The 22111-nt window shown below is 67.1% G+C and carries 17 protein-coding genes; 5 read left to right on the plus strand and 12 right to left on the minus strand.

Going from position 1 to position 22111, the window contains the following annotated elements; all coding sequences use genetic code 11:
- Nucleotides 1–18 precede the first annotated feature (18 nt).
- Entirely contained in the window at nucleotides 19–897 is an 879-nt protein-coding gene (locus C8D03_RS09580; protein ID WP_108051450.1) for a ParB/RepB/Spo0J family partition protein, read from the plus strand.
- A 1-nt stretch (nucleotide 898) separates the two neighbouring features.
- Here C8D03_RS09580 and holA read toward each other — a convergent pair whose 3' ends face one another.
- Genes holA through leuS form a run of 3 tightly spaced genes read right to left on the minus strand, consistent with a single transcriptional unit; the run spans nucleotide 899 to nucleotide 5120 of the window.
- Nucleotides 899–1936 carry a DNA polymerase III subunit delta gene (holA, locus tag C8D03_RS09585; RefSeq protein ID WP_108046055.1) on the minus strand — a complete coding sequence of 346 codons (1038 nt, stop codon included), beginning with the start codon at nucleotides 1934–1936 and terminating at the stop codon, nucleotides 899–901.
- Between the two features lie 18 nt (nucleotides 1937–1954).
- Nucleotides 1955–2509, minus strand: coding sequence for an LPS assembly lipoprotein LptE (locus C8D03_RS09590; protein ID WP_108046056.1), 555 nt, complete (start codon nucleotides 2507–2509; stop codon nucleotides 1955–1957).
- Entirely contained in the window at nucleotides 2496–5120 is a 2625-nt protein-coding gene (gene leuS / locus C8D03_RS09595) for a leucine--tRNA ligase (protein WP_108046057.1), read from the minus strand. The genes C8D03_RS09590 and leuS overlap by 14 nt, the downstream gene beginning before the upstream one ends.
- 95 nt (nucleotides 5121–5215) lie before the next feature.
- Here leuS and C8D03_RS09600 point away from each other — a divergent pair, with 95 nt between their 5' ends.
- Nucleotides 5216–5881, plus strand: a complete 666-nt coding sequence (locus tag C8D03_RS09600) for a YggS family pyridoxal phosphate-dependent enzyme (protein ID WP_108046058.1) — start codon at nucleotides 5216–5218, stop codon at nucleotides 5879–5881.
- 19 nt (nucleotides 5882–5900) lie between these two features.
- Here C8D03_RS09600 and C8D03_RS09605 read toward each other — a convergent pair whose 3' ends face one another.
- Nucleotides 5901–6470, minus strand: coding sequence for a L,D-transpeptidase family protein (locus C8D03_RS09605; protein ID WP_108046059.1), 570 nt, complete (start codon nucleotides 6468–6470; stop codon nucleotides 5901–5903).
- A gap of 81 nt (nucleotides 6471–6551) precedes the next feature.
- On the opposite strand from C8D03_RS09605, the gene C8D03_RS09610 reads away from it, so the two are divergent.
- Both C8D03_RS09610 and C8D03_RS09615 read left to right on the plus strand, forming a co-directional pair.
- Nucleotides 6552–7238 carry a response regulator transcription factor gene (locus C8D03_RS09610; protein WP_108046060.1) on the plus strand — a complete coding sequence of 229 codons (687 nt, stop codon included), beginning with the start codon at nucleotides 6552–6554 and terminating at the stop codon, nucleotides 7236–7238.
- Between the two features lie 5 nt (nucleotides 7239–7243).
- A complete protein-coding gene (locus C8D03_RS09615; protein WP_108046061.1) occupies nucleotides 7244–7711 on the plus strand; it encodes a cyclic nucleotide-binding domain-containing protein in 468 nt (155 codons plus the stop codon).
- Nucleotides 7712–7742: 31 nt separating this feature from the next.
- On the opposite strand, the gene xth is transcribed toward C8D03_RS09615, so the two are convergent.
- The 6 genes from xth to tesB all read right to left on the minus strand — a co-directional run bounded on the left by xth (nucleotide 7743) and on the right by tesB (nucleotide 15479).
- Nucleotides 7743–8558, minus strand: coding sequence for an exodeoxyribonuclease III (xth, locus tag C8D03_RS09620; RefSeq protein ID WP_108046062.1), 816 nt, complete (start codon nucleotides 8556–8558; stop codon nucleotides 7743–7745).
- Nucleotides 8559–8645: 87 nt separating this feature from the next.
- Complete coding sequence (locus tag C8D03_RS09625) at nucleotides 8646–9485, minus strand: LolA family protein (protein ID WP_146170128.1); 840 nt, start codon at nucleotides 9483–9485, stop codon at nucleotides 8646–8648.
- 206 nt (nucleotides 9486–9691) lie between these two features.
- Entirely contained in the window at nucleotides 9692–12313 is a 2622-nt protein-coding gene (locus C8D03_RS09630) for a DNA translocase FtsK (protein WP_108046064.1), read from the minus strand.
- 219 nt (nucleotides 12314–12532) lie between these two features.
- Entirely contained in the window at nucleotides 12533–13999 is a 1467-nt protein-coding gene (locus C8D03_RS09635; protein ID WP_108046065.1) for an ammonium transporter, read from the minus strand.
- 31 nt (nucleotides 14000–14030) lie between these two features.
- Entirely contained in the window at nucleotides 14031–14369 is a 339-nt protein-coding gene (locus C8D03_RS09640) for a P-II family nitrogen regulator (protein WP_038358178.1), read from the minus strand.
- Nucleotides 14370–14609: 240 nt separating this feature from the next.
- On the minus strand, nucleotides 14610–15479 hold the full coding sequence (tesB, locus tag C8D03_RS09645; RefSeq protein ID WP_108046066.1) for an acyl-CoA thioesterase II: 870 nt from the start codon (nucleotides 15477–15479) through the stop codon (nucleotides 14610–14612).
- 146 nt (nucleotides 15480–15625) lie between these two features.
- Here tesB and C8D03_RS09650 point away from each other — a divergent pair, with 146 nt between their 5' ends.
- Nucleotides 15626–16873 (plus strand): ubiquinone biosynthesis hydroxylase, encoded by a 1248-nt coding sequence (locus C8D03_RS09650; protein WP_108046067.1) that lies wholly within the window; start codon nucleotides 15626–15628, stop codon nucleotides 16871–16873.
- A 111-nt stretch (nucleotides 16874–16984) separates the two neighbouring features.
- Here C8D03_RS09650 and C8D03_RS09655 read toward each other — a convergent pair whose 3' ends face one another.
- Both C8D03_RS09655 and C8D03_RS09660 read right to left on the minus strand, forming a co-directional pair.
- Complete coding sequence (locus tag C8D03_RS09655) at nucleotides 16985–17185, minus strand: Trm112 family protein (RefSeq protein WP_108046068.1); 201 nt, start codon at nucleotides 17183–17185, stop codon at nucleotides 16985–16987.
- Between the two features lie 27 nt (nucleotides 17186–17212).
- On the minus strand, nucleotides 17213–22060 hold the full coding sequence (locus C8D03_RS09660) for an NAD-glutamate dehydrogenase (protein ID WP_108046069.1): 4848 nt from the start codon (nucleotides 22058–22060) through the stop codon (nucleotides 17213–17215).
- Nucleotides 22061–22111 lie beyond the last annotated feature (51 nt).

Below are 22111 nucleotides of genomic sequence, written 5' to 3' on the forward strand. Positions count from 1 at the left end.
GATTTGACGAGGATGGCGATGGCCGAAGAACAGGGGCGTTCACGCCTGGGCCGGGGTCTGGCAGCGCTGATCGGCGATGTCGGCGAGGAAATCGGTGCGCTTGAGCGGGCCCGTGGCCAGCGTCGCGTGCCGGTCGAGTTCCTGCGGCCAAGTGCGCGCAATCCGCGCCGTAACTTCGCCGAGGGCGATCTGGAGGAGCTGACCGCCTCGGTGCGCGAGCGCGGCATTCTCCAGCCGATCATCGTGCGACCGATTGTCGGCATGCTCGATGCCTATGAGATCATCGCTGGCGAACGACGCTGGCGGGCGGCGCAACGGGCGGGTCTGCACGACGTTCCGGTCATCCTGGTCGAGGCCGATGACCGCGAGGCGCTCGAAATCGCGATCGTCGAGAACGTCCAGCGGACGGATCTCAACGCGATCGAGGAAGCCGCGGGCTATGAGCGGCTGATCGCGGAGTTCAACTATACGCAGAATGATCTCGCCCGCGTCATCGGCAAGAGCCGCAGTCATGTCGCCAATACGCTGCGCCTGTCGAAGCTGCCGGAATCGGTTCGCCAGATGGTGAGCGATGGCGCCGTCTCGGCTGGCCATGCGCGTGCACTGCTGTCTGTTTCGGAACCGGAACTGATGGCGCGCAAGATCGTCGACGAGGGGCTGAGCGTCCGCGATATCGAGCGCATCGTCCAGGACGAGACGCGCGGCGAGAGCAAGGGCATCACCACGAAGCCGAAGCTCGACAAGGACCCGGATACGCGGGCAGTCGAGAAGGCTTTGGAAGAGGCGCTCGGCCTTTCCGTCTCGATCGTGCATCGCGCCAATGGCGGCGGTGACATGAAGATCAGCTACAAGACGCTGGAGCAGCTGGACGGGCTGTGCCGGCGGCTCAAGGACTGATTCAGCGCTCTCCGGCGCGGCTGGCGGCTCGGCCCATCCGAGCCAGCGTCCAGAGCACGCGCGTCGCCCCGGCCCTGCCGGTTTCACCGTCGCGGCGGGCGGCCAGCGTGGCGGTGCCGAGAAGGCCAACAGCCTCCACCAGTTTTGCCGTGCTCCAGTTCCCCAGAGCTGATTCGGTCGCCGCGATGCGGGGGTAGGGCAGGCGCATCGCCGCCACCATGTCTCGGGCACTGCGACCGCCATCGATACCCTGCCGTGCCTTGAGCAGCGCCAGCGTGTGCCGCAGGACGGCTCCCAGCATGGCACCGGGGTCCAGCCCCTCGCCGGCGAGCTTGGCCTGGGCGAGGTCGAGAGCCGGCAGGCGGCCAGAGAACACGGCATCGACCAGCATGGCCTGTTCGCGCTGCGCCGTGTCGCCGACGACGGCGTCGATATGAGCCTCGGTGATGGCCGTTTCGGTTCCGACATAAAGCAGGAGCTTCTCGATCTCGCGACGCGAGGTCTGCCGGTCTCCACCCAGCAGACCGGCGAGATGATCCCGGGCGCCGCGATCAATGGTCTTGCCCGCGGCGCGGACCATCTCGTCGATGATGCTGCCGAGATCGCGGGCGGCGTCACCATAGCAGGGCACGGCCAATGCCGTGCGAGCGCGCTCGCAGGCGGTTCGCAGCGGGTTACTACGCTGGAGATCGCCGGCCTCGACGATGACGATGGCGTCCTTCGACGGCGTCGTCAGGAGAGGTTCGACGGCGGCCAGCAGCGGCTTGCTGGTGGGCGAGACGCGAATGGCCCGCCGACCACCGAACAGGCCGATCGTATTGGCCTCGTCGACGAGCTTGAGCGGGTCGGAGGCGATGTCGTCGCCGCTCATGCGTACGAGCTGGAAGGCGTCGGCGGCGTCGTCGACATGGGCGCGGGCGAGGGCGGTCGCGCGCTCCGAGACAAGGCCGGCATCGGGCCCGTAGATCAGGACGAGCCGACAGGCGGGATCGAGCCTGGCCAGGGCGCGGTCGGCCTCATGGGCCTTGATGGCAACCATCGCGGCGTTCCGGCCGGCTCAGCCAGCGACGAGGTCGGCGGCCATCTGTCCGCGAATCAGGGTGGCGAGATTCTTCGCGGCGCGGATCTGGGCGTCGCGTGCGGCTCGCACGGTGGCGAAGCGCTGCGAGGAACGCTCATAGGGAGCCCGGACGATATTGGTTCCCTTGGAGACGACTTTGCCGGAGCCGATCTCGGTCACCGTCCAGGTCGCCGTCGCAACGAGAATTGCCGAATCGGCCCTGCCATTTGCGTAATCGACCGTGACGACCTCGATCGACTCGGCGATCTTGGTGTCGAATTTCAGGCGTTTGGTGCGATCCGGCTCGCCGCCGCCATCGAGTTCGAAAACGAGCTCATTGCGCAGATAATGGCCGATCAACCCCTTGATCTCGGGGACATCGACCTCTTTCAGCGTCTCCTTAATGCTTCCGCCGGTGACGCTCCGGGTGTTCTCGGCATAGAGTGGCTGCAGGCATCCGCCCGCCAGTGCAGCTACGGCCAGCGCAGCCGCGAGCATCGCGCGGCGGCTCGACAGCGAGGCATCGCGGCTTCCGGCTTCAGACGACGACATTCACGATTCTCCCGGGCACGACGATGATCTTCCGGATCTCGCGGCCGTCAAGCGCTCTGGTCACGATCTCGGATGCCCGCACGAGGGCCTCGACCGCCATCGTATCCGCATCGGCGGGCACGGTCACCTCTGCGCGCTTCTTGCCGTTGACCTGCACAGGCAGGACGATGCTGTCGTCCTTGAGCAGCGCGGCATCGGCATCGGGCCAGGCGGCCTCGCCGACGAGGCCCGGCTGGCCGAGCGCTTGCCAGCATTCCTCGGCCAGATGCGGCATCATCGGAGCCACGAGCTGGGTCACGATCACGCCCGCCTCATGCAGCGCAAAAGCGCTGTCCGGAGCCAGGGCCGCATTCTCGGCGGCCGCGTCGAGCGCCTTTCCGATGGCGTTGGTCAGAGTATAGACATGAGCGATGCAGCGGTTGAAGCCGAGGCGCTCGATATCGTTACCGACCGCATCCAGCGCGCGGTGGCTGGCCTTGCGCAGGGTCTCGGCCGCCTCGCCGAAGCCGGCAGGCCGCGGGGCATCGTTGCCGGTGCGCTCGGCGATCTCGCCGAGCAGCCGCCAGAGGCGCTGGACGAAGCGCGCCGCGCCCTGCACGCCCTCGTCCGTCCAGATCACGTCACGATCCGGCGGCGAATCCGAGAGCATGAACCAGCGCGCGGTGTCGGCGCCGTATGAGGCGATGATGTCGTCGGGGTCGACGACGTTCTTCTTCGACTTCGACATCTTCTCGATCGCGCCGATCTCGATCGGTGCGCCGCTGTCGACATGGAAGCCCGCGCGCTCGGTGCCGGTGCCCTCGATGCGGACATCGCCGGGCTCGACCCAGTTGCCGTCAGTGTCACGATAGGTCTCGTGAACGACCATGCCCTGCGTGAACATGCCGTCGAAGGGCTCGTCGAGCCCGGCATGGCCGGTCGCCTTCATGGCACGGGTGAAGAAGCGGGAATAAAGCAGGTGCAGGATCGCGTGCTCGACGCCGCCGATATACTGGTCGACCGGTAGGAAGCGGTCGACCACTGCCCGGTCGGTCGGGCTCTCCGTCCGCCACGGATCGGTGAAGCGGGCGAAGTACCAGGACGAATCGACGAAGGTGTCCATCGTGTCGGTCTCGCGCCGGGCCTCCTTGCCGCATTGCGGGCAGGCGACATGCTTCCAGCTCGGGTGATGGTCGAGCGGGTTGCCGGGCTTGTCGAAGGAGACATCGTCGGGCAGCTTCACCGGCAGGTCGGCGTCGGGCACCGGCAGCGTGCCACAATCGGCGCAATGGATCACCGGGATCGGGCAGCCCCAGTAGCGCTGGCGCGAGATGCCCCAGTCGCGCAGCCGGAAATTGACCTTGCGGGCGCCGATCGGGCGGTTGCCGCGCGTCTCGTTCTCGAGCCGGCGGGCGACGTCTTCTTTCGCTTCCGGAATGGTCATGCCGTCGAGGAAGCGCGAATTGATCATGCGGCCATCATCGACATAAGCGGTATCGGTGATGACGAAGCTCGCCGGATCGACGCCTTCGGGAGCAACGACCGGCGTGTTGCCGAGGCCGTATTTGTTGACGAAGTCGAGGTCGCGCTGGTCATGCGCCGGGCAGCCGAAGATTGCGCCGGTGCCGTATTCCATCAGGATGAAATTGGCGACGTAAACCGGCAAAGTCCATGATGGATCAAAGGGATGCGCGACGCGCAGGCCAGTGTCGAAGCCGAGCTTCTCGGCCTTGTCGATGTTCTCCTGGGCCGTCCCGGTGCGCTTGCACTCCTCGATGAAGGCCTGCAGCGCGGGATTGTTCGCGGCGACCGCCTTGGCGAGCGGGTGATCGGGTGCGATGCCCAGGAACTTCGCGCCGAACAGCGTGTCGGGCCGGGTCGTGTAGACCTCGATCTCGTCGGTTCCGAAGGCATTCGATTCGAGAGCGAAACGGATCAGCAGCCCTTCCGAGCGGCCGATCCAGTTCTTCTGCATCAGACGGACCTTGTCGGGCCAGCGGGTCAGACCCTCCAGCGCGTCATGCAGTTCCTGGCCATAGGCCGTGATCTTGAAGAACCACTGCGTCAGCTCGCGGATCTCGACGGGCGCGCCGGAGCGCCAGCCCTTGCCGTCGATGACCTGTTCATTGGCGAGCACGGTCTCGTCGACCGGGTCCCAATTGACCTTGGCGGTCTTGCGGTCGACCAGCCCGGCCTTGAGGAAATCCAGGAACATCTTCTGCTGGTGGCGATAATAGGAGGGATCGCATGTCGCGAGCTCGCGGCTCCAGTCGAGCGACAGGCCCATGGACTGCAATTGGGCCCGCATCGACGCGATATTCGCATAGGTCCATTCGCGTGGATGGACGTTCTTGGCCTTGGCGGCATTCTCCGCCGGCAGGCCGAAGGCGTCCCAGCCCATCGGGTGCAGCACGGCGAAGCCCTTGGCTCGCTTGTAGCGCGCCACGACGTCGCCCATCGCATAATTGCGGACATGGCCCATATGGATGCGCCCGGACGGATAGGGGAACATCTCGAGGACGTAGTAGCTCGGCCGCGGGTCGTCGTTCCTCGTCTCGAAGAGCTTGCGCTCCTCCCAGACGGCACGCCATTTCGGCTCGGATTCCTTGGGATTGTAGCGTTCGACGGCCATGGTAACGGGCTATTCTTGCATGATCAGAGGTGCCCGGACTAGGACACCATTGCAAGCGCGTGGTCAACGCCGGCCCGGGCATGAAGGGATGTCAGATGAGCGATACGGTTACGCGATGGACCGAGACCCGGGCCGCGATTGCGCGCGCGGCGCGCGATTTCGAGCGTGAGCCCGATTCGGTCACGCTGATCGCCGTTTCCAAGACGGTGCCGGCGGAGGCGATCCTGCCCGTGCTCGAGGCGGGGCAGAGGGTTTTTGGCGAGAACTATGTCCAGGAGGCCAAGGCGAAATGGCCGGCACTGAAGCAGCGCTTTCCCGATGCACAGGTGCATATGATCGGGCCGCTCCAGTCCAACAAGGCGAAGGAGGCGGTCGAGCTGTTCGACGCGATCCATTCGCTCGACCGTGAGAGCCTGGCCAAGGAACTGGCGCGCGAGATCGGCCGCAGCGGCCGGTCACCTGCGCTGTTCGTGCAGGTCAACACCGGCGACGAACCGCAGAAGGGCGGGGTCAGCCCGGGTGAGATCGACGCCTTCCTCGATCTCTGCCGGGTGCATCACGGGCTGGCGATCGAGGGGCTGATGTGCATCCCGCCTGCGGCCGATCCGCCCTCGCCGCATTTCGCGCTGCTGGCGAAGATTGCGGCGCGGCACGGGCTGCGCGGGCTGTCGATGGGCATGAGCGCCGACTATGAGGCGGCGATCCAGCTTGGCGCGACGCATGTGCGGGTCGGCAGCGCGATCTTCGGGGCGCGGGGCTGAGCGCCCTTCCTCGCGCCGCTTATGCGATCCGCATCACGCAGCGGCGCGCCAGCCGAGGCAGCACCTTGGCGAAGACGTGGCCTTCGACAGCGACGCAGCCGGCCGTCGGGCTGAAGCCCGGGCGGGCGAGATGCCAGAAGATCGCGCTGCCACGGCCGCGAATCACCGGCGCGTCGTTCCAGCCGAGCTCGACGATGACGTCATAGAGAGGGTCGTCCCGGGTCAGGCGCTCCTCGGCCTCGCCCGGCGGGCGGTCGATCAGCCGGTTGTAGCGGCGGTCGCCGGCATCGTCGCACCAGGCATCGCGCGAAGCGATGGCGCGCAGGGGCAGAAGGGTGCACGGCCGACCGATCCGGTCGGCCCGGAACAGCACGCTGCGAAGGGGCAAGGCGGCGCGCGGCGTGCGACCGTCGCCCTCACGTTTGAGCGTCCCGATCCCCGATCGCCCCAGTGCGCAGGGAAAGGCCGCGCCACCGGCGATCAGGAAGCCTTTGCGGCGGTCGCGGACGGAGGCGAAGACACGCAGCGTGGTCAGGCGGCGGGAGCCGCCAAGGGGCGGGCATAGCGCCCGGGGATCACGGTTTCTCACGGGAATTCCATTGGGCGTGACTTGCGGTCGCGATTCAGCGGGCTCATGGTGTCGTGTCATTTCTCGCACGAACGATGCTTCATGCCCGCCGTCCATCATATCCTTCTGGTCGATGACGACCAGACCTTGCGAGAGGCGCTTGCGGAACAGCTCGCACTCTATGACGAGTTCAAGCTCTCGACCGCGGGAACCGCGACCGCAGCGGTCAAGGCGGTGCAGGCCGAGCGGATCGACCTCGCGATCATGGATGTCGGTCTACCCGACATGGACGGGCGCGAGGCGGTGAAGCTGATGCGCAAGAACGGCTTCAAGAGCCCGGTGATCATGCTGACCGGACAGGGCTCGGATGCCGACACGGTGCTCGGGCTGGAAGCGGGAGCCAACGACTATGTCGTCAAGCCGTTCAAGTTCGCCGTGCTGCTGGCGCGGATTCGCGCCCATCTGCGGCAGTACGAGGCCAGCGAGGACGCGGTCTTCCAGGTCGGCCCCTATACCTTCCATCCCGGCTCGAAGCTGCTCGTCAGCGAGAAGGGCTCGAAGACCAAGCTGACCGAGAAGGAGACGGCGATCCTGCGCTTTCTCTATCGCGCCGGCCGCAAGCCGATTGCGCGCGAGGTGCTGCTGCAGGAGGTCTGGGGCTATAACAGCCAGGTCACCACCCATACGCTCGAGACCCATATCTACCGGCTGCGCCAGAAGATCGAGCCCGATCCGGGCAATGCCCGGCTGCTCGTGACCGATGCCGGCGGCTACCGGCTCAATCCTTAAGCCCGATGGCGCTGGACGACGACATCAGCCTGCTGGCCCGGCAGCCCTTGCTGAGCCTGATGGAGCGCGATGCACTGAGGCTCGTCGCCTTCGCTGCGGAAAGCCGTATCCTGCGCGCGGGTGACGTGCTGTTCCGGATTGGTGAGCCGTCGGATGGCGCCGTTCTGATCATCTCGGGTGCGGTCGCGCTCAACAGCCAGGAGGACGGGCAGCCGGCAGACGAGATCGTCGGGCCGGGTGCCTTGATCGGCGAGATGGCGCTGTTCACCTCGGTGGCCCGCCCGGTCACTGCGATCGCGCGCGAACCGACCCAGGTGATGCGGCTGTCGCGCAGCGTGATGCGCCGGGTCCTCGCCGAATCGCCGGCCTCGGCCGAGGCTGTGGCGACCGCCATCGGCGACAGGCTGCGCGGCTTCGTCGGCCAGTTGACGGCTGTTCAGGATATGCTGGCGGCGATCGACCGTTCGAGCTGAACCGGAAAGCCAGGCGGCGCCAGGCCGGCTTTCAGAGTTCCAGCGTCACCGTCACCGGGACATGGTCGGAGGGGCGCTCCCAGCCCCTGGCCTCGCGCAGGAAGGTGACGTCGCGCAGGGCCGGCGTCAGGGCGTCCGAGAGCCAGATATGGTCGAGCCGGCGGCCTCGGTTCGAGGCCTCCCAATCGGCTGCGCGATAGCTCCACCAGCTATAGAGTTTCTCGGGCTCGGGCCGCAGCTTGCGCGCGGCATCGGTCCAGCCGAGCTCCGAACGCAGCTTCTCCAGCGTGGTGGTCTCGATGGGGGTGTGGCTGACGACATCCAGGAGCTGCTTGTGGCTCCAGACGTCGTGCTCGTAAGGGGCGATGTTGAGATCGCCAAGCAGGATCGCCGGCCGATCGGTCGGCCGCCTGGCGATACCCCAGGCGCCGATCTCGTCGAGGAAGGCGAGCTTGTGGGCGAATTTGTCGTTCTTCGCCGGGTCCGGAATGTCGCCGCCCGCGGGAATATAGAAATTATGGATCGCGACGCCGGCCGCTGCACCAGCGCCCTTGTCCAGCACGGCGGTCATGTGGCGCGCGTCGTTGCGCCCGCACATCGCCATCGCGTCCTTCTCGCTGAAGGGCAGCTTGGAGACGATCGCGACGCCGTTGTAGCCCTTCTGGCCGATGAAGGCCTGATGGACATAGCCGGCCTTCTCGAAGGCCTTGACCGGAAACTGCTCGTCGGGGGTCTTGGTTTCCTGCAGGCAGAGGACGTCAGGCGCATGGGTCGCCAGGAAATCGGTGACCATGCCGATCCGGAGCCTGACCGAATTGATGTTCCAGCTTGTGACGGTGAGTTGCACGTCGGGTTCCCGGCAAAAACGATGCCGGAAACTGGTTCGCCGACGCCGAAAAGGCAAGGCGCCTCAAGCGTTTTTCGAGAGATTGCGTCAGAGCTTGCGCTGGTAGTCGATCACGAAGTTCTTCGCATCGGGCCGGCGCTGGGTATCGAGGTTGTAGAGCGAGACCGAGGTCTCGTACCCTTGCGGATCGATGACGACCCATTGCCGCAGCACATTGGCGGCAAGGTCGAACTTCAGCGTGATTTTCGAGGTTCCGCCCAGCGTCGAGCGATCCTCCAGCCGCAGCGACAGGATGTCGCCGTCGATATTGGCGCCGGTGATCGTGCCCTCGCGGGAGAGATCCATGCGCTCGCGCACGAGGAACTTCAGCGGAGTCTGCCCCAGCGAATAGATGTCCTGCGTCGCCAGACGCTTGTCGCGAACGGCCACCGAGGTTCCGTCGGCGACGACCTCGATCGTCGCGGGCGGCTCGTATTCGAAGCGCATCTTGCCGGGCCGCTGGATATAGATGCGGCCCTCGAGACGCCGGCCATCCGCCGCGTGCTGGATGAAATTGCCTTGCAGTGAGGTGAAGCTGTTGAGATAGGCATTGAGCCGCTCGATCGCCTCCTCCCGCGTGGCGGGCGCCGCAGCCTTTGCCCGGGCGGGCGTGGCCGCAGGGGTGGGCGCGGGGCGCGCGGCCTCCGGCGCCGTGGCGACCGCGCTCGGTGCGACCGGCGCGGTGGCCGGTGCAGCCGAGGCCTCGGCCAGCCGCGGCAGTCCGAGACCGGCAGGACGGATCGGCGGGAGCGGCAGGGGGCGGGCCACGACGGGTTTCGCCGCCGCCGGCTTGGGGGCCTGCAATTGCAGCGGTTGCGCCGCGAGCGGGCCGCAACCCAGCAGCGCCAGCACGGCAACGGAGGCCCGAAGAGCCGGGGTCGATCTCATGAGCAGGCCTGCTCCATTCCAGTGTCGCTGCGATCCCCGAGCGGACCGGACACGTTTTGTGCGTTCAGCCGCTGCCAGCATGGCAACTCGACACGATATCAACTCAACGCATCGGATGCGGCAGAGGTTGCGACACGCTGATGGCTATTTGAGGACCAAACCCCGCAACCACAAGGGGCGGTGCGGCCATCGCCGTCGATCGTCGTCTAGTCCTCGTCTTCCCTGGCGCGCCCGGTCTCGACAAGGATCTCGCGCTTTCCGGCATGGTTGGCCGGGCCGACAATGCCCTCGTTTTCCATTCGCTCCATGATCGAAGCGGCGCGGTTGTAGCCGATCTGGAGGCGGCGCTGGATGTAGGAGGTCGAAGCCTTCTTGTCGCGCAGTACGACCGCGACCGCCTGATCGTAAGGGTCCTCGCTCTCGGCCTGGCCCATGGCGCTCTTGTCGAAGATGGCGCCGTCCTCGCCTTCCTCCGCAGCGGGGTCGTCCTCGGAGGTGACCGCGTCGAGATATTGCGGGCGGCCTTGCGTCTTGAGGTGGGCCACGACCTTCTCGACCTCGGAATCCGAGACGAAGGGGCCGTGCACACGGGTGATGCGGCCGCCGCCGGCCATGTAGAGCATGTCGCCCTGGCCGAGCAGCTGCTCGGCACCCATCTCGCCGAGGATGGTGCGCGAGTCGATCTTGGACGTGACCTGGAAGGAGATGCGCGTCGGAAAATTCGCCTTGATCGTGCCGGTGATGACGTCGACCGAGGGGCGCTGGGTTGCGAGCACGACATGGATGCCGGCGGCGCGCGCCATCTGGGCGAGGCGCTGGATCGTGCCCTCGATCTCCTTGCCGGCGACCATCATCAGGTCGGCCATCTCGTCGACGATGACGACGATATAGGGCAGAGGCTCGAGGTCCATGACCTCTTCCTCGTAGATCGCCTCGCCGGAATGCCTGTCGAAGCCGGTCTGCACGGTGCGGGTGATGACCTCGCCCGCGGCCTTGGCCTCGACGACGCGGGCGTTGAAGCCGTCGATGTTGCGCACCGAGAGCTTCGACATCTTCTTGTAGCGCTCCTCCATCTCGCGCACCGCCCATTTTAGGGCGACGACCGCCTTCTTCGGATCGGTGACGACGGGGGTGAGCAGATGAGGAATGCCGTCATAGACGGAGAGTTCGAGCATTTTTGGGTCGACCATGATCAGCCGGCACTGCTCGGGCTTGAGCCGGTAGAGCAGCGACAGGATCATGGTGTTGATCGCGACCGATTTGCCCGAGCCGGTGGTGCCGGCGACCAGCAAATGCGGCATGCGGGCGAGATCGACGATCACCGGCTCGCCGCCGATGGTCTTGCCGAGGCCGAGCGCAAGCTTGTGCTTGGAGCTTTCGAAATCCTGGCTCGCCAGCAATTCGCGCAGGAAGACGGTCTCGCGCTTGGCGTTGGGCAGTTCGATGCCGATGGCGTTCTTGCCCGGAATCACTGCCACACGCGCCGAGATCGCGCTCATCGACCGAGCGATGTCGTCTGCCAGCGAGATCACCCGCGAAGATTTGGTGCCTGGCGCCGGCTCCAGTTCGTAGAGCGTCACGACCGGGCCGGGCCGCACCTGCGTGATCTCGCCGCGGACGCCGAAATCCTCGAGCACGCCTTCGAGCAGCGTGGCGTTCTGCTCCAGCGCGTCGGTCGAGATCGCATTGGCCGGCAGCTTCTTCGGCTCGGCCAGATAGGTCAGCGGCGGCAGCTCGAACTCCTCGCGATCAAGCAGGGAAGGCTGGGCCTCGCGCTGGATGCGCTTGCCGGGCTTCGGCGCCGGCGGTGGGGCGGTCACGCGCGGCGCGTTCAGGTCGCGCAGATCCTGAGGCTCTTCGTCATCCAGCTCGAAAGGGGGGTCGAAATCGGGCTCGGGCGCCCTCGCGCCGCGCGGCACCGGCAGCGGTTCGGGATCGAAGGCGGGGATCGTCGGGCGTACGCCCGGCTCGCGCCTTTGCCCTTCCTTTGCGGGCCCCTCCTGGAATTGCGGTTCGCGACGGACACGGCCGGCCGCGGGCATCGCCTCGCCGCCAAGTCCGCCATGATGGGCGCCCTGGGCGGCGGCTGCAGGCGGTTGCGGCAGGCGGCGCAGGATCATGCCACGCAGCGCCATTGCGCCATGGGCGAGCCAGCCGATCAGAATCACGGCGATGCCGGGCTCGTCATCGCGGCGATCTTCGCTCTCGGACCAGGATTCGTCCGAATCATCGGTGTCGGCGACCGGATCCTCGTCGCTGACGAAGCCGAAGCCGGCGGCTGCCGTTACGGCCAGGATGGCGATGCCGGCATAGAGGAAGCCGACGAGGCCACCGAGCGCATTGCCGGCGATGCCGGCGAGGTTGCGGGTGCCGAACAGCAGCCCATCGCCGATGACGCCGCCCATGCCGGTCGGCAGGGGCCAGCGCGGCGTGGCGGGAAGCGCACTGCCGACGGCCGCGGTCGCGGCGATGCCAACGACCCAGAGGCCGAGCTTGAGGGCGCCGCGGTCGAAGATGTGGAATCGCACCAGCCTGAGCGCCCAGATGACGGGCGGGAAAAGCAGCGCGATGACGCCGAGCCCGATCAACTGCATCAGCAGGTCGGCGATCATGGCGCCTGGCCGGCCGAGCCAGTTCCGGACGGCACCGCTGGTGGCGTTGTTGAGGCTCGGATCGTCGACCGACCAGGTCGCAAGCGAAAGGGCGACGGCGGCCATCAGGCCCAGCAGCACGAGCCCGGTGATCTCGCTGGCGCGGCGCGACAGAAACTCCCGCACCGGGTCGGGCAGGCGGTCCATCAGCGAGGAGGAACGTCGGATCGTGCGCATGCGGGGTTAAGCCGTCATCCCAGGACTGCAGGCCGGTCGGATCGGCCATCGCGATCACGTTAGGAAGGCGAGGTTAAGACCCGCTTAACCTTGGTGCTGCGGAGGGCCCGGCGATGCGTTCGGTGTGACCGTGCCGGGAGGGGGGCGGAGCGTTCGAAACGAAAATCCCCGGCGGTTGCCCGCCGGGGAGTGTTTCACGTGTGACGAAAGTGCGTCGGATCAGTCGTGATAGGCGCGCTCGCCATGCTCGGCGATGTCGAGGCCCTCGCGCTCGGCATCGGGAGCGACGCGCAGGCCGACGATAACGTCGACGATCTTGTAGAGGATCAGCGAGCCGACGCCGCTGAAGACCAGCGTGAACAGCACCGCCTTGACCTGGGACATGAAGGCCGCGCCGAACTCATAGGCGCCGACGGCGAGTTCGCCGGGCTTCGAGGTGTAGTCCGGGATGCCTGCGCCGCCGAGGTCGACATTGACGAGGATGCCGGTCGCCAGCGCGCCGAGGATGCCGCCGACGCAGTGGATGCCGAAGACATCAAGCGAGTCGTCGTAGCCGAGCGCGTTCTTCACGGTCGAGCAGAACACGAAGCAGACGATGCCGGCGACGAGACCGAGGACGATGCAGCCCATCGGGCCGCCGAAGCCGGCTGCCGGGGTGACGGCGACGAGGCCGGCAACCGCACCCGAGACCATGCCGAGCATCGAGGGCTTGCCCTTGACCGCCCATTCGACGAACAGCCAGGCGACAGCCGCCGCCGCCGTGGCGACGAAGGTGTTGACCATGGCCATCGCGGCCGTGCCGTTCGCTTCCAGGTTCGAGCCGGCGTTGAAGCCGAACCAGCCGACCCAGAGCAGGGCGCCGCCGATGAGGGTCATCGTCAGCGAGTGCGGGGCCATCAGTTCCTTGCCGTAGCCGATGCGCTTGCCGAGCAGGATGCAGCCGACGAGGCCGGCGATGCCTGCGTTGATGTGGACCACGGTGCCGCCGGCGAAGTCGAGCGCGCCCCACTTGAAGAGCATGCCGGCATCGGCATTGACGGCGTCCAGAGCCGCTTGGGCGGCGACCTTGCCGTCAGCGCCGGCCTCGGCCAGCGCCTTGGCGGCGTTGCCGACGAGATCCGGGCCGCCCCAGTACCAGACCATATGGGCCATCGGGAAGTAGATGAAGGTGACCCACAGCACCGTGAAAAGCAGCAGCGCCGAGAACTTCATGCGCTCGGCGAAGGCGCCGACGATGAGGGCCGGCGTGATCGCGGCGAAGGTCATCTGGAAGGCCAGATAGACGTATTCGGGAATGACGACGCCGTTCGAGAAGGTGGCGACGGTGGTGGTCGCGTCGACGCCGCGCAGGAAGGCCTTCGAGAAGCCGCCGACATAGTCGTTCAGGCCGCCACCATTGGTGAAGGCGAGCGAGTAGCCATAGATCACCCAGAGCAGCACGACGACGCTGACGATGGCGAAGACCTGGGTCAGGACAGAGAGCATGTTCTTGCTGCGGACGAGGCCGCCGTAGAACAGGGCGAGGCCCGGGATGGTCATGAGGAAGACCAGCACGGTCGAGCTCATCATGAAGGCGACGTCGCCCTTGTTGGGCACGGGTGCGGCGGGGGTCTGCGCGAGTGCGGTGCCGGCGGCGGCAAGCGCCAGCGCGACAATCCCGACCCGGCTAACGGTCTTGAAATTCATGTTTGAAAACTCCTCAAGGAAGATCGCGTGCTCAGAGGGCGTCGCCGTCGGTCTCGCCGGTGCGGATGCGCACGGCCTTCTCGATGGACGAAACGAAAATCTTGCCGTCGCCGATCTGGCCGGTGCGGGCCGCGGCGGTGATCGCCTCGATCACCTTGCCGACGAGTTCGTCGGCCACGGCGACCTCGATCTTGATTTTCGGCAGGAAGCTGACGGCGTATTCGGCGCCACGGTAGATTTCCGTATGGCCCTTCTGCCGGCCATAGCCCTTCACCTCGGTCACGGTCAGGCCGTGCACGCCGATGGCGGTGAGCCCGTCGCGCACCTCCTCCAGCTTGAACGGCTTGATGATAGCCATCACGATCTTCATTGCAGGGTTTCCCCGTTTACGCCGCCCGGAAGTCAGCCCCGGCGATCTCGTTGCGCCTCGCGCGCCTGCGAAGCCGCAGCGCGTCAGGCACACCCAATTCAAGGCGCGTGCCAACTGTCCCCGCGGGGTGCCGAGATCGTGAAGAGATTGGAAATGCCCGCCGGGATGTGATTCCGGCGCGGGCAGTCTGCTCAGAAGTTGAGCGACTGATTAAACCGCAGTCACATGCCTATTGCGTAATCAGGCGCGGTCCGGCCGGGGCCTGATCAGGCCCTCCTGAGCGACCGACGCCACGAGGCGTCCTTGCCGATCGAAGACGAGTCCGCGCGAGAATCCGCGGGCGCCGGAGGTCGAGGGGCTGTCCTGCGCGTAAAGCAGCCATTCGTCGGCGCGGAAAGGCCGGTGGAACCAGAGCGCGTGGTCGAGGCTGGCGCCCTGAATCTTTTCGTCGAAGACCGTGGTGCCATGGGCGATCAGGCTCGAATCGAGCAGCATCAGGTCGGAGGCATAAGCGAGCACAGCCTGATGGATCGCCGGATCGTCCGGCAGAGGCTGCAATGCCCGCAGCCAGACATGGAATTTCGGGTCCATCGGCCCGGCGCCGCCGGCGTAGCGCTCGAACTCGACCGGCCTGATCTCGATCGGCCGTTCGCGCTGGTAATAGGCGCGCACTGCCTTGGGCATGTTGGGCAGGATGCCGCGGTTCATCGCATCCCGGTCCGGCAGATCCTCCGGCATCGGCACGTCAGGCATCGGCATCTGGTGGTCGTAGCCCGGCTCTTCGACCTGGAAGGAGGCCGACATGGCGAAAATCGCCTCGCCCTTCTGGATCGCGAGAACCCGTCGCGTGGTGAAGGACCGGCCGTCGCGCAAGCGGTCGACCTCGTAGACGATCGGAATCTCGGGATCGCCCGCCAGCAGGAAATAGGCGTGCAGCGAATGCGGCTGGCGGCCTTCGACCGTCTTGCACGCAGCATAGAGCGATTGCGCAATGACCTGCCCGCCGAAGACGCGCGGCCAGCCGACCTTCGGGCTGCGACCGCGGAACAGATTGCGCTCGAGCGGCTCGAGGTCGAGGATCGACATCAGGGAGTCGCTGATCTGGGACATGGTCGGAAGGCTCTGCTGGCAGGCGGGTTGACGGTCCGGCCGGCTTGGGGACAGAGGATGGGCCGGCTCTGCCGCATCAGCACCGACCCATCCCGGGCCGTCAAGCCGGCACCGGATCGACACGGCATCCGCAGGAGGAAAGCAGCATGGCCGTCTTGACCGAGCCGCGCGACGCGATCGTGATCGCAGGGGGCGGCATTGCCGGGCTTTCGCTCGCGCTCGCGCTGAAACAGGCACTGGGCTCCGGATTTTCGATCGTCGTGGCCGATCCGGCGCTTGCAGCGGCCGCGCGTGCCGATAACCGGGCCTATGCGGTTGCCGCCGCAGCGCAGGCCATGCTGCGCGCGCTCGGCATCTGGGATGGCATCGCCGCCACTGCCCAGCCGATGACCGAGATGATCGTCTCCGACAGCCGCAGCGGCGACGTGGTGCGCCCGGTCTTCCTGACCTTCGACGGCGAGGTCGAGCCCAGACAGCCCTTCGCCCATATGATCGGGAGCGCGGCGCTGATCGCGGCACTGACGGGTGCCTGCCGCACGGCTGGCGTCGTCATGCGGGACGAGGGGGTTCGCCGCTTCGAGAGTGGCGATGCGGGTGTCACGGTCACCCTGTCCGGCGGAGAGGAGTTGCCTGCCCGTTTGCTGGTGGCAGCCGACGGGGCCCGCTCGAAGCTGCGCGAACAGGCCGGCATCGGCTGGGTCGGCTGGGATTACGGACAATCGGGACTCGTCGCGACGATCGGGCATGAGCGCCCACACGGCGGACGCGCGGTCGAGCATTTCCTGCCGTCCGGTCCGTTCGCGATCCTGCCGCTGAGCGATGGCGGCCGGTTCGGGCACCGTTCCTCGATCGTCTGGACCGAACGCGCCGCGAATCTGCCGGCGCTGCTCTCGCTCGACGATGACGACATGCTGGCCGAGATCGAGCGGCGTTTCGGCCTCGAACTCGGCGAGATCGCGCTGGAAAGCCCGGTCTCCGCCCATCCGCTCGGCTTCGGGGTGGCGCGGCGCTTCGTCGGCGAGAGGCTGGCGCTGCTCGGCGATGCCGCGCACCTGATTCATCCCATCGCCGGTCAGGGCCTCAATCTCGGGCTGAAGGACGTCGCGGCGCTGGCCGAAACCATCGTCGATGCGGCCCGCCTCGGACTCGATCCCGGGACGGCCGATGTGCTCGAGGGCTATGAGCGGGCGCGGCGTTTCGACACGGTGGCGATGGGTGCGGTCACCGACGGGCTCAACCGCCTGTTCTCGAACGATGTCACCCCGATCAGGCTGGCGCGCGATCTCGGGCTCGGCCTTATCGACCGGCTGCCGGGGCTGAAGCGTTTCTTCATCCGCGAAGCGGCAGGCGTTTCAGGCGCGCCGCCGCGGCTGATGAAGGGCGAGGTGCTTTAGGGCGCTGCGTCATGGTCGGGCTTGACCCGACCATCTCTTGCTGATGATGCGTGCTTTATCCTGCGCGAGATTGTCGGGTCTGCGCTTCGCTTCGCCCAAGAATGACGGCATTCACGCCTCCAGTGCTCGAGCCTCTTCCGGCAGCATGATCGGGATGCCGTCGCGGATCGGATAGGCGAGCTTTGCGGCTCGGCTGATCAATTCCTGTCGGGCGGCGTCGTATTCCAGCGTCGTCTTGGTCAGCGGGCAGACCAGGATTTCGAGCAGCTTGGGGTCGATGCGGGGGGCGGGCTCGTTCACGGTGTCGGTCATCGCGTGGCTCTCGTTTCAGGCGCCGGATCAGGCGTTCTTACGCGGCAGGTCGGCCAGCATGCCGGCCGCCACCATCAGCTTGGGCAAGGAGAGGCCGGAGGCAACGATCGCCTGGATCGTGGTCCGGGTCCGTTCGGCATCGTCCTTTCGGTCGTCCTGCCAGGCTTCGATCGTACCCTTGCCCTCTCCGGCCGAGGCGATCTCCCGCGTCAGGCTGGCATGCGCGTCGGTCAAGGTCTCGATCGCGCGCTCGCGGGCGAGCCGCTCGTAATCGTCCGTCGCCGGCACCGCCGCGGCCGCTGCGGCGAGGGCGGTCAGACCGAAAACCGAATCGACTCCGAAATGAATCCGCGCAACGTCGGCGATGTTTCGTCTGGCCTGCCCGGCGATATCGACGATGTCCGTCGCCTGGGCCAATGACGGCAGGCTGGCGATGCGGGCCGCCAGCGCCTCCGGCACGCCTTCGGCGGTCAGGACGGCGATCCGGGCCTGCCGCGTCTGGGCCGCGGCCTCCGGCAGCAGGGTGTCGAGATCGGCGGCCAGCGCCGCGACGCCACCCGCATAATGCGCCACGGTCGGCTCGATCGCGCCCGGCTTCGCCACGCCCCGGCGCAGGAACCAGCCCATCCGGTCTCTGACGAGTTCCTGGGCAGCGGCATAAAGGCCGAGCTGAGCCTTGCCGGACAGTTTCGCGTCGAGCGCATCGATCGCACCGTTGAGCGAAATCAGGTCGAAGGAGTCGCGCGCGATCGCATAGGCGGCAGCGATGGCCGGCGCCTGCGCATGGGTCAGCGCCGACAGCACCGGCACCAAGGCCGGGCCGCCGCGATTGACGATCGCGTTGGCCAGTTGCGTGGCGACGATTTCGCGCCGCAGCTTGTGACGGGCGATCTCGGGAGCGTAATGCTCGCGCAGCGCCTGCGGGAAATAACGGATCAGCTCACTGTTCAGATAGAGATCGTCGGGCACGTCGGATGCGAGCAGCGCGTCGTGCAAGGCGAGCTTGGCATAGGCCAGGAGCACGGCGAGCTCCGGCCGCGTCAGCCCTTCGCCGCGCTTCTCGCGCTCGGCCAGTACGGCGTCGCTCGGCAGATATTCGACCGTGCGGTCGAGCCGGCCCTCGGCTTCGAGTGTCTGCATGAGGTAGCGGAGGCCGGGCGTCGCCGCGACGCCTTGTGCCTCCGTCAGCGAGAGTGCCAGCGTCTGGAGATAGTTGTTGCGCAAGACGAGCAGGCCGACCTCATCGGTCATCTGCGCGAGCAGGGCGTTGCGGGCATCCTCGGCGAGACGGCCGTCTTTTACCGGATCGGCCAGGGCGATCTTGATGTTGACCTCGACGTCGGAGGTGTTGACGCCTGCCGAGTTGTCGATCGCGTCGGTGTTGAGCCGGATGCCCTTGCGCGCCGCCTCGACACGGCCGCGCTGGGTCGCGCCGAGATTGGCGCCCTCGCCGATGACGCGGGCCCGGACGTCGCCGCCGCTGATGCGGATCGCGTCGTTGGCGCGGTCGCCGACCTGTGCGTCGCTCTCGTCCGAGGCGCGGATATAGGTGCCGATGCCGCCGAACCAGAGCAGATCGACTTTGGCTTTCAGGATCGCAGTCATCAGCTCGGGCGGGCTGACTTCGGGCTTGTCGAGGTCGAGCACGGACTGGATCGCCGGCGAGAGCGGGATGCTCTTGGCCTGGCGCGAGAAGATGCCGCCCCCGGCCGAGATCAGCGCCTTGTCGTAGTCCGCCCAAGAGGAGCGCGGCAGGTCGAACAGGCGCTGGCGCTCGGCCAGCGACTTCGCTGAATCGGGATCGGGATCGAGGAAAATGTCGCGGTGATCGAAGGCCGCGACCAGCCTGATGGCCGGCGAGAGCAGCATGCCATTGCCGAAGACGTCGCCCGACATGTCGCCGACGCCTGCGACGGTGAACGGCACCGTCTGGATGTCGATGTCGACCTCGCGGAAATGCCGCTTCACGGCCTCCCAGGCGCCGCGCGCCGTGATGCCCATCTTCTTGTGATCGTAGCCCTGCGAGCCGCCCGACGCGAAGGCGTCGCCGAGCCAGTGGTGCTTCTCCAGCGAGAGCGCGTTGGCGGTGTCGGAGAAGGTTGCAGTGCCCTTGTCGGCGGCGACGACGAGATAGGGGTCGTCGCCATCGTGACGCACGGTATCGATGGGCGGAATCACCGTCTCGCCGTCGAGATTGTCGGTGAGTTCGAGCAGGGTGCGCACGAAGATCCGGTAGCTCTCGGTGCCCTCCGTCAGCCAGGCCTGACGGTCCGACGCCGGGGGGAGCTGCTTCGGCACGAAGCCGCCCTTGGCGCCGACCGGCACGATGACCGCGTTCTTGACCTGCTGCGCCTTGACCAGGCCCAGCACCTCGGTGCGGAAATCCTGCGGCCGGTCTGACCAGCGCAGGCCCCCGCGCGCGACCTTGCCGAACCGCATGTGAATACCCTCGACGCGCGGCGAATAGACGAAGATCTCGTAGAGCGGACGCGGCAGCGGCAGTGAATCGACCCTGGCGCAGTCGTATTTGATCGAGATCGTGCCCCGCGGGTGACCGCCCGGGCCGATCTGGAAGAAGTTGGTGCGCAGGCCTGCATCGATCAGGTTGACGAGGCGACGCAGGATGCGGTCCTCGTCGAGGCTGGTGACGGCGTCCAGCGCGGTCTCGATCGCCGCGCGTTCAGCCTCGGTCTTCGTGGCGCGCTCGGTTTCAGACAGGCGCGGGTCGAATTTGGCGATGAAAAGGGCGACCAGACCCGAGGCGATGCCGGAATGGCGCGTCAGCGCGTCGGCGATGTAGCCCTGCGCATAGGGCGCGCCGACCTGACGCAGATAGCGCCCGAGCGCGCGCAGCAGCGCCGCCTCGCGCCAGGCGAGGCCCGCCGCCAGGACGAGCTGGTCGAAGCGGTCGGACTCGGCGAGGCCGCGGAACTGCGCCATCAGCGCGGCTTCGATCGTCGGGTCGAGGCGGGCGATGTCGATCTCGCCGTCCTCGGCGCGCTCCAGCGTCATGTCGTGCAGCCAGACGCGGGTGCTTTCGGCGGCGTCGCCGGCCGCCGGCTGCGGCGTGATGTTATAGGTCCGTTCGTTGACGACGCGGAAACCCATGTTCTCCAGCACCGGCACGCGGGCCGAGAGCGAGATCGCCGCGCCGCGCGAGAACACCTTGAGATTGGCGCGCGTGACCGGGTCACCCTCGCGGCGATAGAGATTGACCGCGCGGGCGCGTTCCGGCGTGAGCTTCTGCAGGATGTCGATGTCGTCGAGCGCCTCGGCGGGCGAGAAGCGGTCGCGATAGGCGGCGCCGAAGGCTTCGGCATAGCGTTCGGCCAGAGCGCGGGCGGCGGGGCCTGCGCGCTCATGATCGAGCACGTCCTTCAGGCCGTCGCTCCAGGTGCGCACGATCGCACTGATGCCGGCTTCCAGCGTGGCGCGGTCGATTTTCGGGGTTTTGCCCTCGTCTCGGCCGATGATGTAGTGCGTGCGGGCGAGCGGGCCCTCCGGATAGGCCGGATAGGCCGCCGAGATGCGGCCCTGATAGATGCCGGCGAGGAATTCGCCGACGCGCCGGCGCACCCGCGTATCGTAACGGTCCTTCGGGATGAAGACGAGAATCGAGACGAAGCGGTCGAACTCGTCGACGCGCGCCAGCGCCCGGATGCGCGGCCGCTCGGTGAGCTGCAGGATGGCGAGCGCGAAGGTCTCCAGCGACCCGGCATCGATCTGGAACAGCTCGTCGCGCGGATAGGCGTCGAGCACGTTGAGCAAGGCGCGGCCGGAATAGCTCGCCGGATCGAAGCCGATGTTCTTCGCGACGCGCGCGACCTTGAGGCGCAGATAGGGAATGGCGAGCGCGCTGCCGGTATAGGCGTTCGAGGTCAGCAGGCCGACGATGCGCAGTTCGCCGTCGAGCCGGCCATCGGGCGTGAACAGCTTGACGCCGACATAGTCGAGATGGACGCGGCGGTGCACCCGGCTCTTGACGTTGGCCTTGGTGATGATCAGCGCCTGCGGCTTGGCCAGGAAGGCGCGGATCTCCGGCGTGACGGCGACCATCTCGCCATTCTTGCGCAGCACCTTGACGCCGGGATCGCGCAGGATGCCGAGGCCCGAGCCCTCGATCGGGTCGGCTGCCGCATCGCCATTGGGGAAGCGGTAGGCCCGGATGCCGAGCAGGGTGAAATTGTCGCCGGCGATCCATTCGAGGAACTGCAGCGCCTCGCCGACCTCATCTTCCGGCAGCGGCGGCGGGTTGGAGCGATAGGCCTGGATGACCTCGGTGATGCGCCCGCGCATCGCCGCCCAGTCCTCGACGGCGAGGCCGACGTCGCCATAGACGCGTTCGAGCCCGGCGCAGAGCCTGTCGCGTGCCTCCGCGGAATCGATCCGTTCGAGGTGGATCTGGATCAGGCTTTCGCGGCGCGCGCCTTCCGGGGCGCGGCCGGCGGCCTCGCCCGCAAGCGAGAGGAAGCGGCCCTCGGCATCGCGCGCGACCGCGAGGATCGGGTGGGCGACGAGGCGCGGCTCGTAGCCCTGCTCGGCCAGTTCGGACAGGGTCGAATCGAGCAGGAACGGCTTGTTGTCGTTGACCACTTCCAGGATCGTGAGCTGGTGTTCGCGATCCTCACCGCTGAAAGCCTCGTCGCGGAAGCGCAGGTTGATGGTTTCGGGGCGGCGCGGCGCGGCGAGATGGTCGTAGGCCGCAGCGGCGGCGCGGGCCAGCATGTCGGCCGGCAGCGCTTCGAGATCCTCGGCGACGGCGCGGCCATAGAGCAGGCGCGGAAATTCCGGCGGCATCGGCCCCGGCAGGCTGGCGGCGGCGGTCTCGATGGCGGCGACGGCCGCTGCCGTCGCATTGCTCACGCGCTTCCCCATGATCCACCCCTGTTATTTTGCCGCAGCGATGACATAGGCTGTGCGGCCTTT

Source organism: Bosea sp. 124, from assembly GCF_003046175.1.
In the GTDB taxonomy this organism is placed as follows: domain Bacteria; phylum Pseudomonadota; class Alphaproteobacteria; order Rhizobiales; family Beijerinckiaceae; genus Allobosea.

What these genes read in the sequence shown, in the direction of transcription:
- leuS (WP_108046057.1), bottom strand. Translation starts at nt 5,120, where the DNA reads ATGGCCGTCGAACGCTACAATCCCAAGGAATCCGAGCCGAAATGGCGT.
- C8D03_RS09600 (WP_108046058.1), top strand. Translation starts at nt 5,216, where the DNA reads ATGAGCGATACGGTTACGCGATGGACCGAGACCCGGGCCGCGATTGCG.
- C8D03_RS09615 (WP_108046061.1), top strand. Translation starts at nt 7,244, where the DNA reads ATGGCGCTGGACGACGACATCAGCCTGCTGGCCCGGCAGCCCTTGCTG.
- C8D03_RS09660 (WP_108046069.1), bottom strand. Translation starts at nt 22,060, where the DNA reads ATGGGGAAGCGCGTGAGCAATGCGACGGCAGCGGCCGTCGCCGCCATC.
- C8D03_RS09640 (WP_038358178.1), bottom strand. Translation starts at nt 14,369, where the DNA reads ATGAAGATCGTGATGGCTATCATCAAGCCGTTCAAGCTGGAGGAGGTG.
- C8D03_RS09625 (WP_146170128.1), bottom strand. Translation starts at nt 9,485, where the DNA reads ATGAGATCGACCCCGGCTCTTCGGGCCTCCGTTGCCGTGCTGGCGCTG.
- holA (WP_108046055.1), bottom strand. Translation starts at nt 1,936, where the DNA reads ATGGTTGCCATCAAGGCCCATGAGGCCGACCGCGCCCTGGCCAGGCTC.
- C8D03_RS09580 (WP_108051450.1), top strand. Translation starts at nt 19, where the DNA reads ATGGCCGAAGAACAGGGGCGTTCACGCCTGGGCCGGGGTCTGGCAGCG.
- C8D03_RS09590 (WP_108046056.1), bottom strand. Translation starts at nt 2,509, where the DNA reads ATGTCGTCGTCTGAAGCCGGAAGCCGCGATGCCTCGCTGTCGAGCCGC.
- C8D03_RS09610 (WP_108046060.1), top strand. Translation starts at nt 6,552, where the DNA reads ATGCCCGCCGTCCATCATATCCTTCTGGTCGATGACGACCAGACCTTG.
- C8D03_RS09635 (WP_108046065.1), bottom strand. Translation starts at nt 13,999, where the DNA reads ATGAATTTCAAGACCGTTAGCCGGGTCGGGATTGTCGCGCTGGCGCTT.
- C8D03_RS09650 (WP_108046067.1), top strand. Translation starts at nt 15,626, where the DNA reads ATGGCCGTCTTGACCGAGCCGCGCGACGCGATCGTGATCGCAGGGGGC.
- C8D03_RS09655 (WP_108046068.1), bottom strand. Translation starts at nt 17,185, where the DNA reads ATGACCGACACCGTGAACGAGCCCGCCCCCCGCATCGACCCCAAGCTG.
- tesB (WP_108046066.1), bottom strand. Translation starts at nt 15,479, where the DNA reads ATGTCCCAGATCAGCGACTCCCTGATGTCGATCCTCGACCTCGAGCCG.
- C8D03_RS09630 (WP_108046064.1), bottom strand. Translation starts at nt 12,313, where the DNA reads ATGCGCACGATCCGACGTTCCTCCTCGCTGATGGACCGCCTGCCCGAC.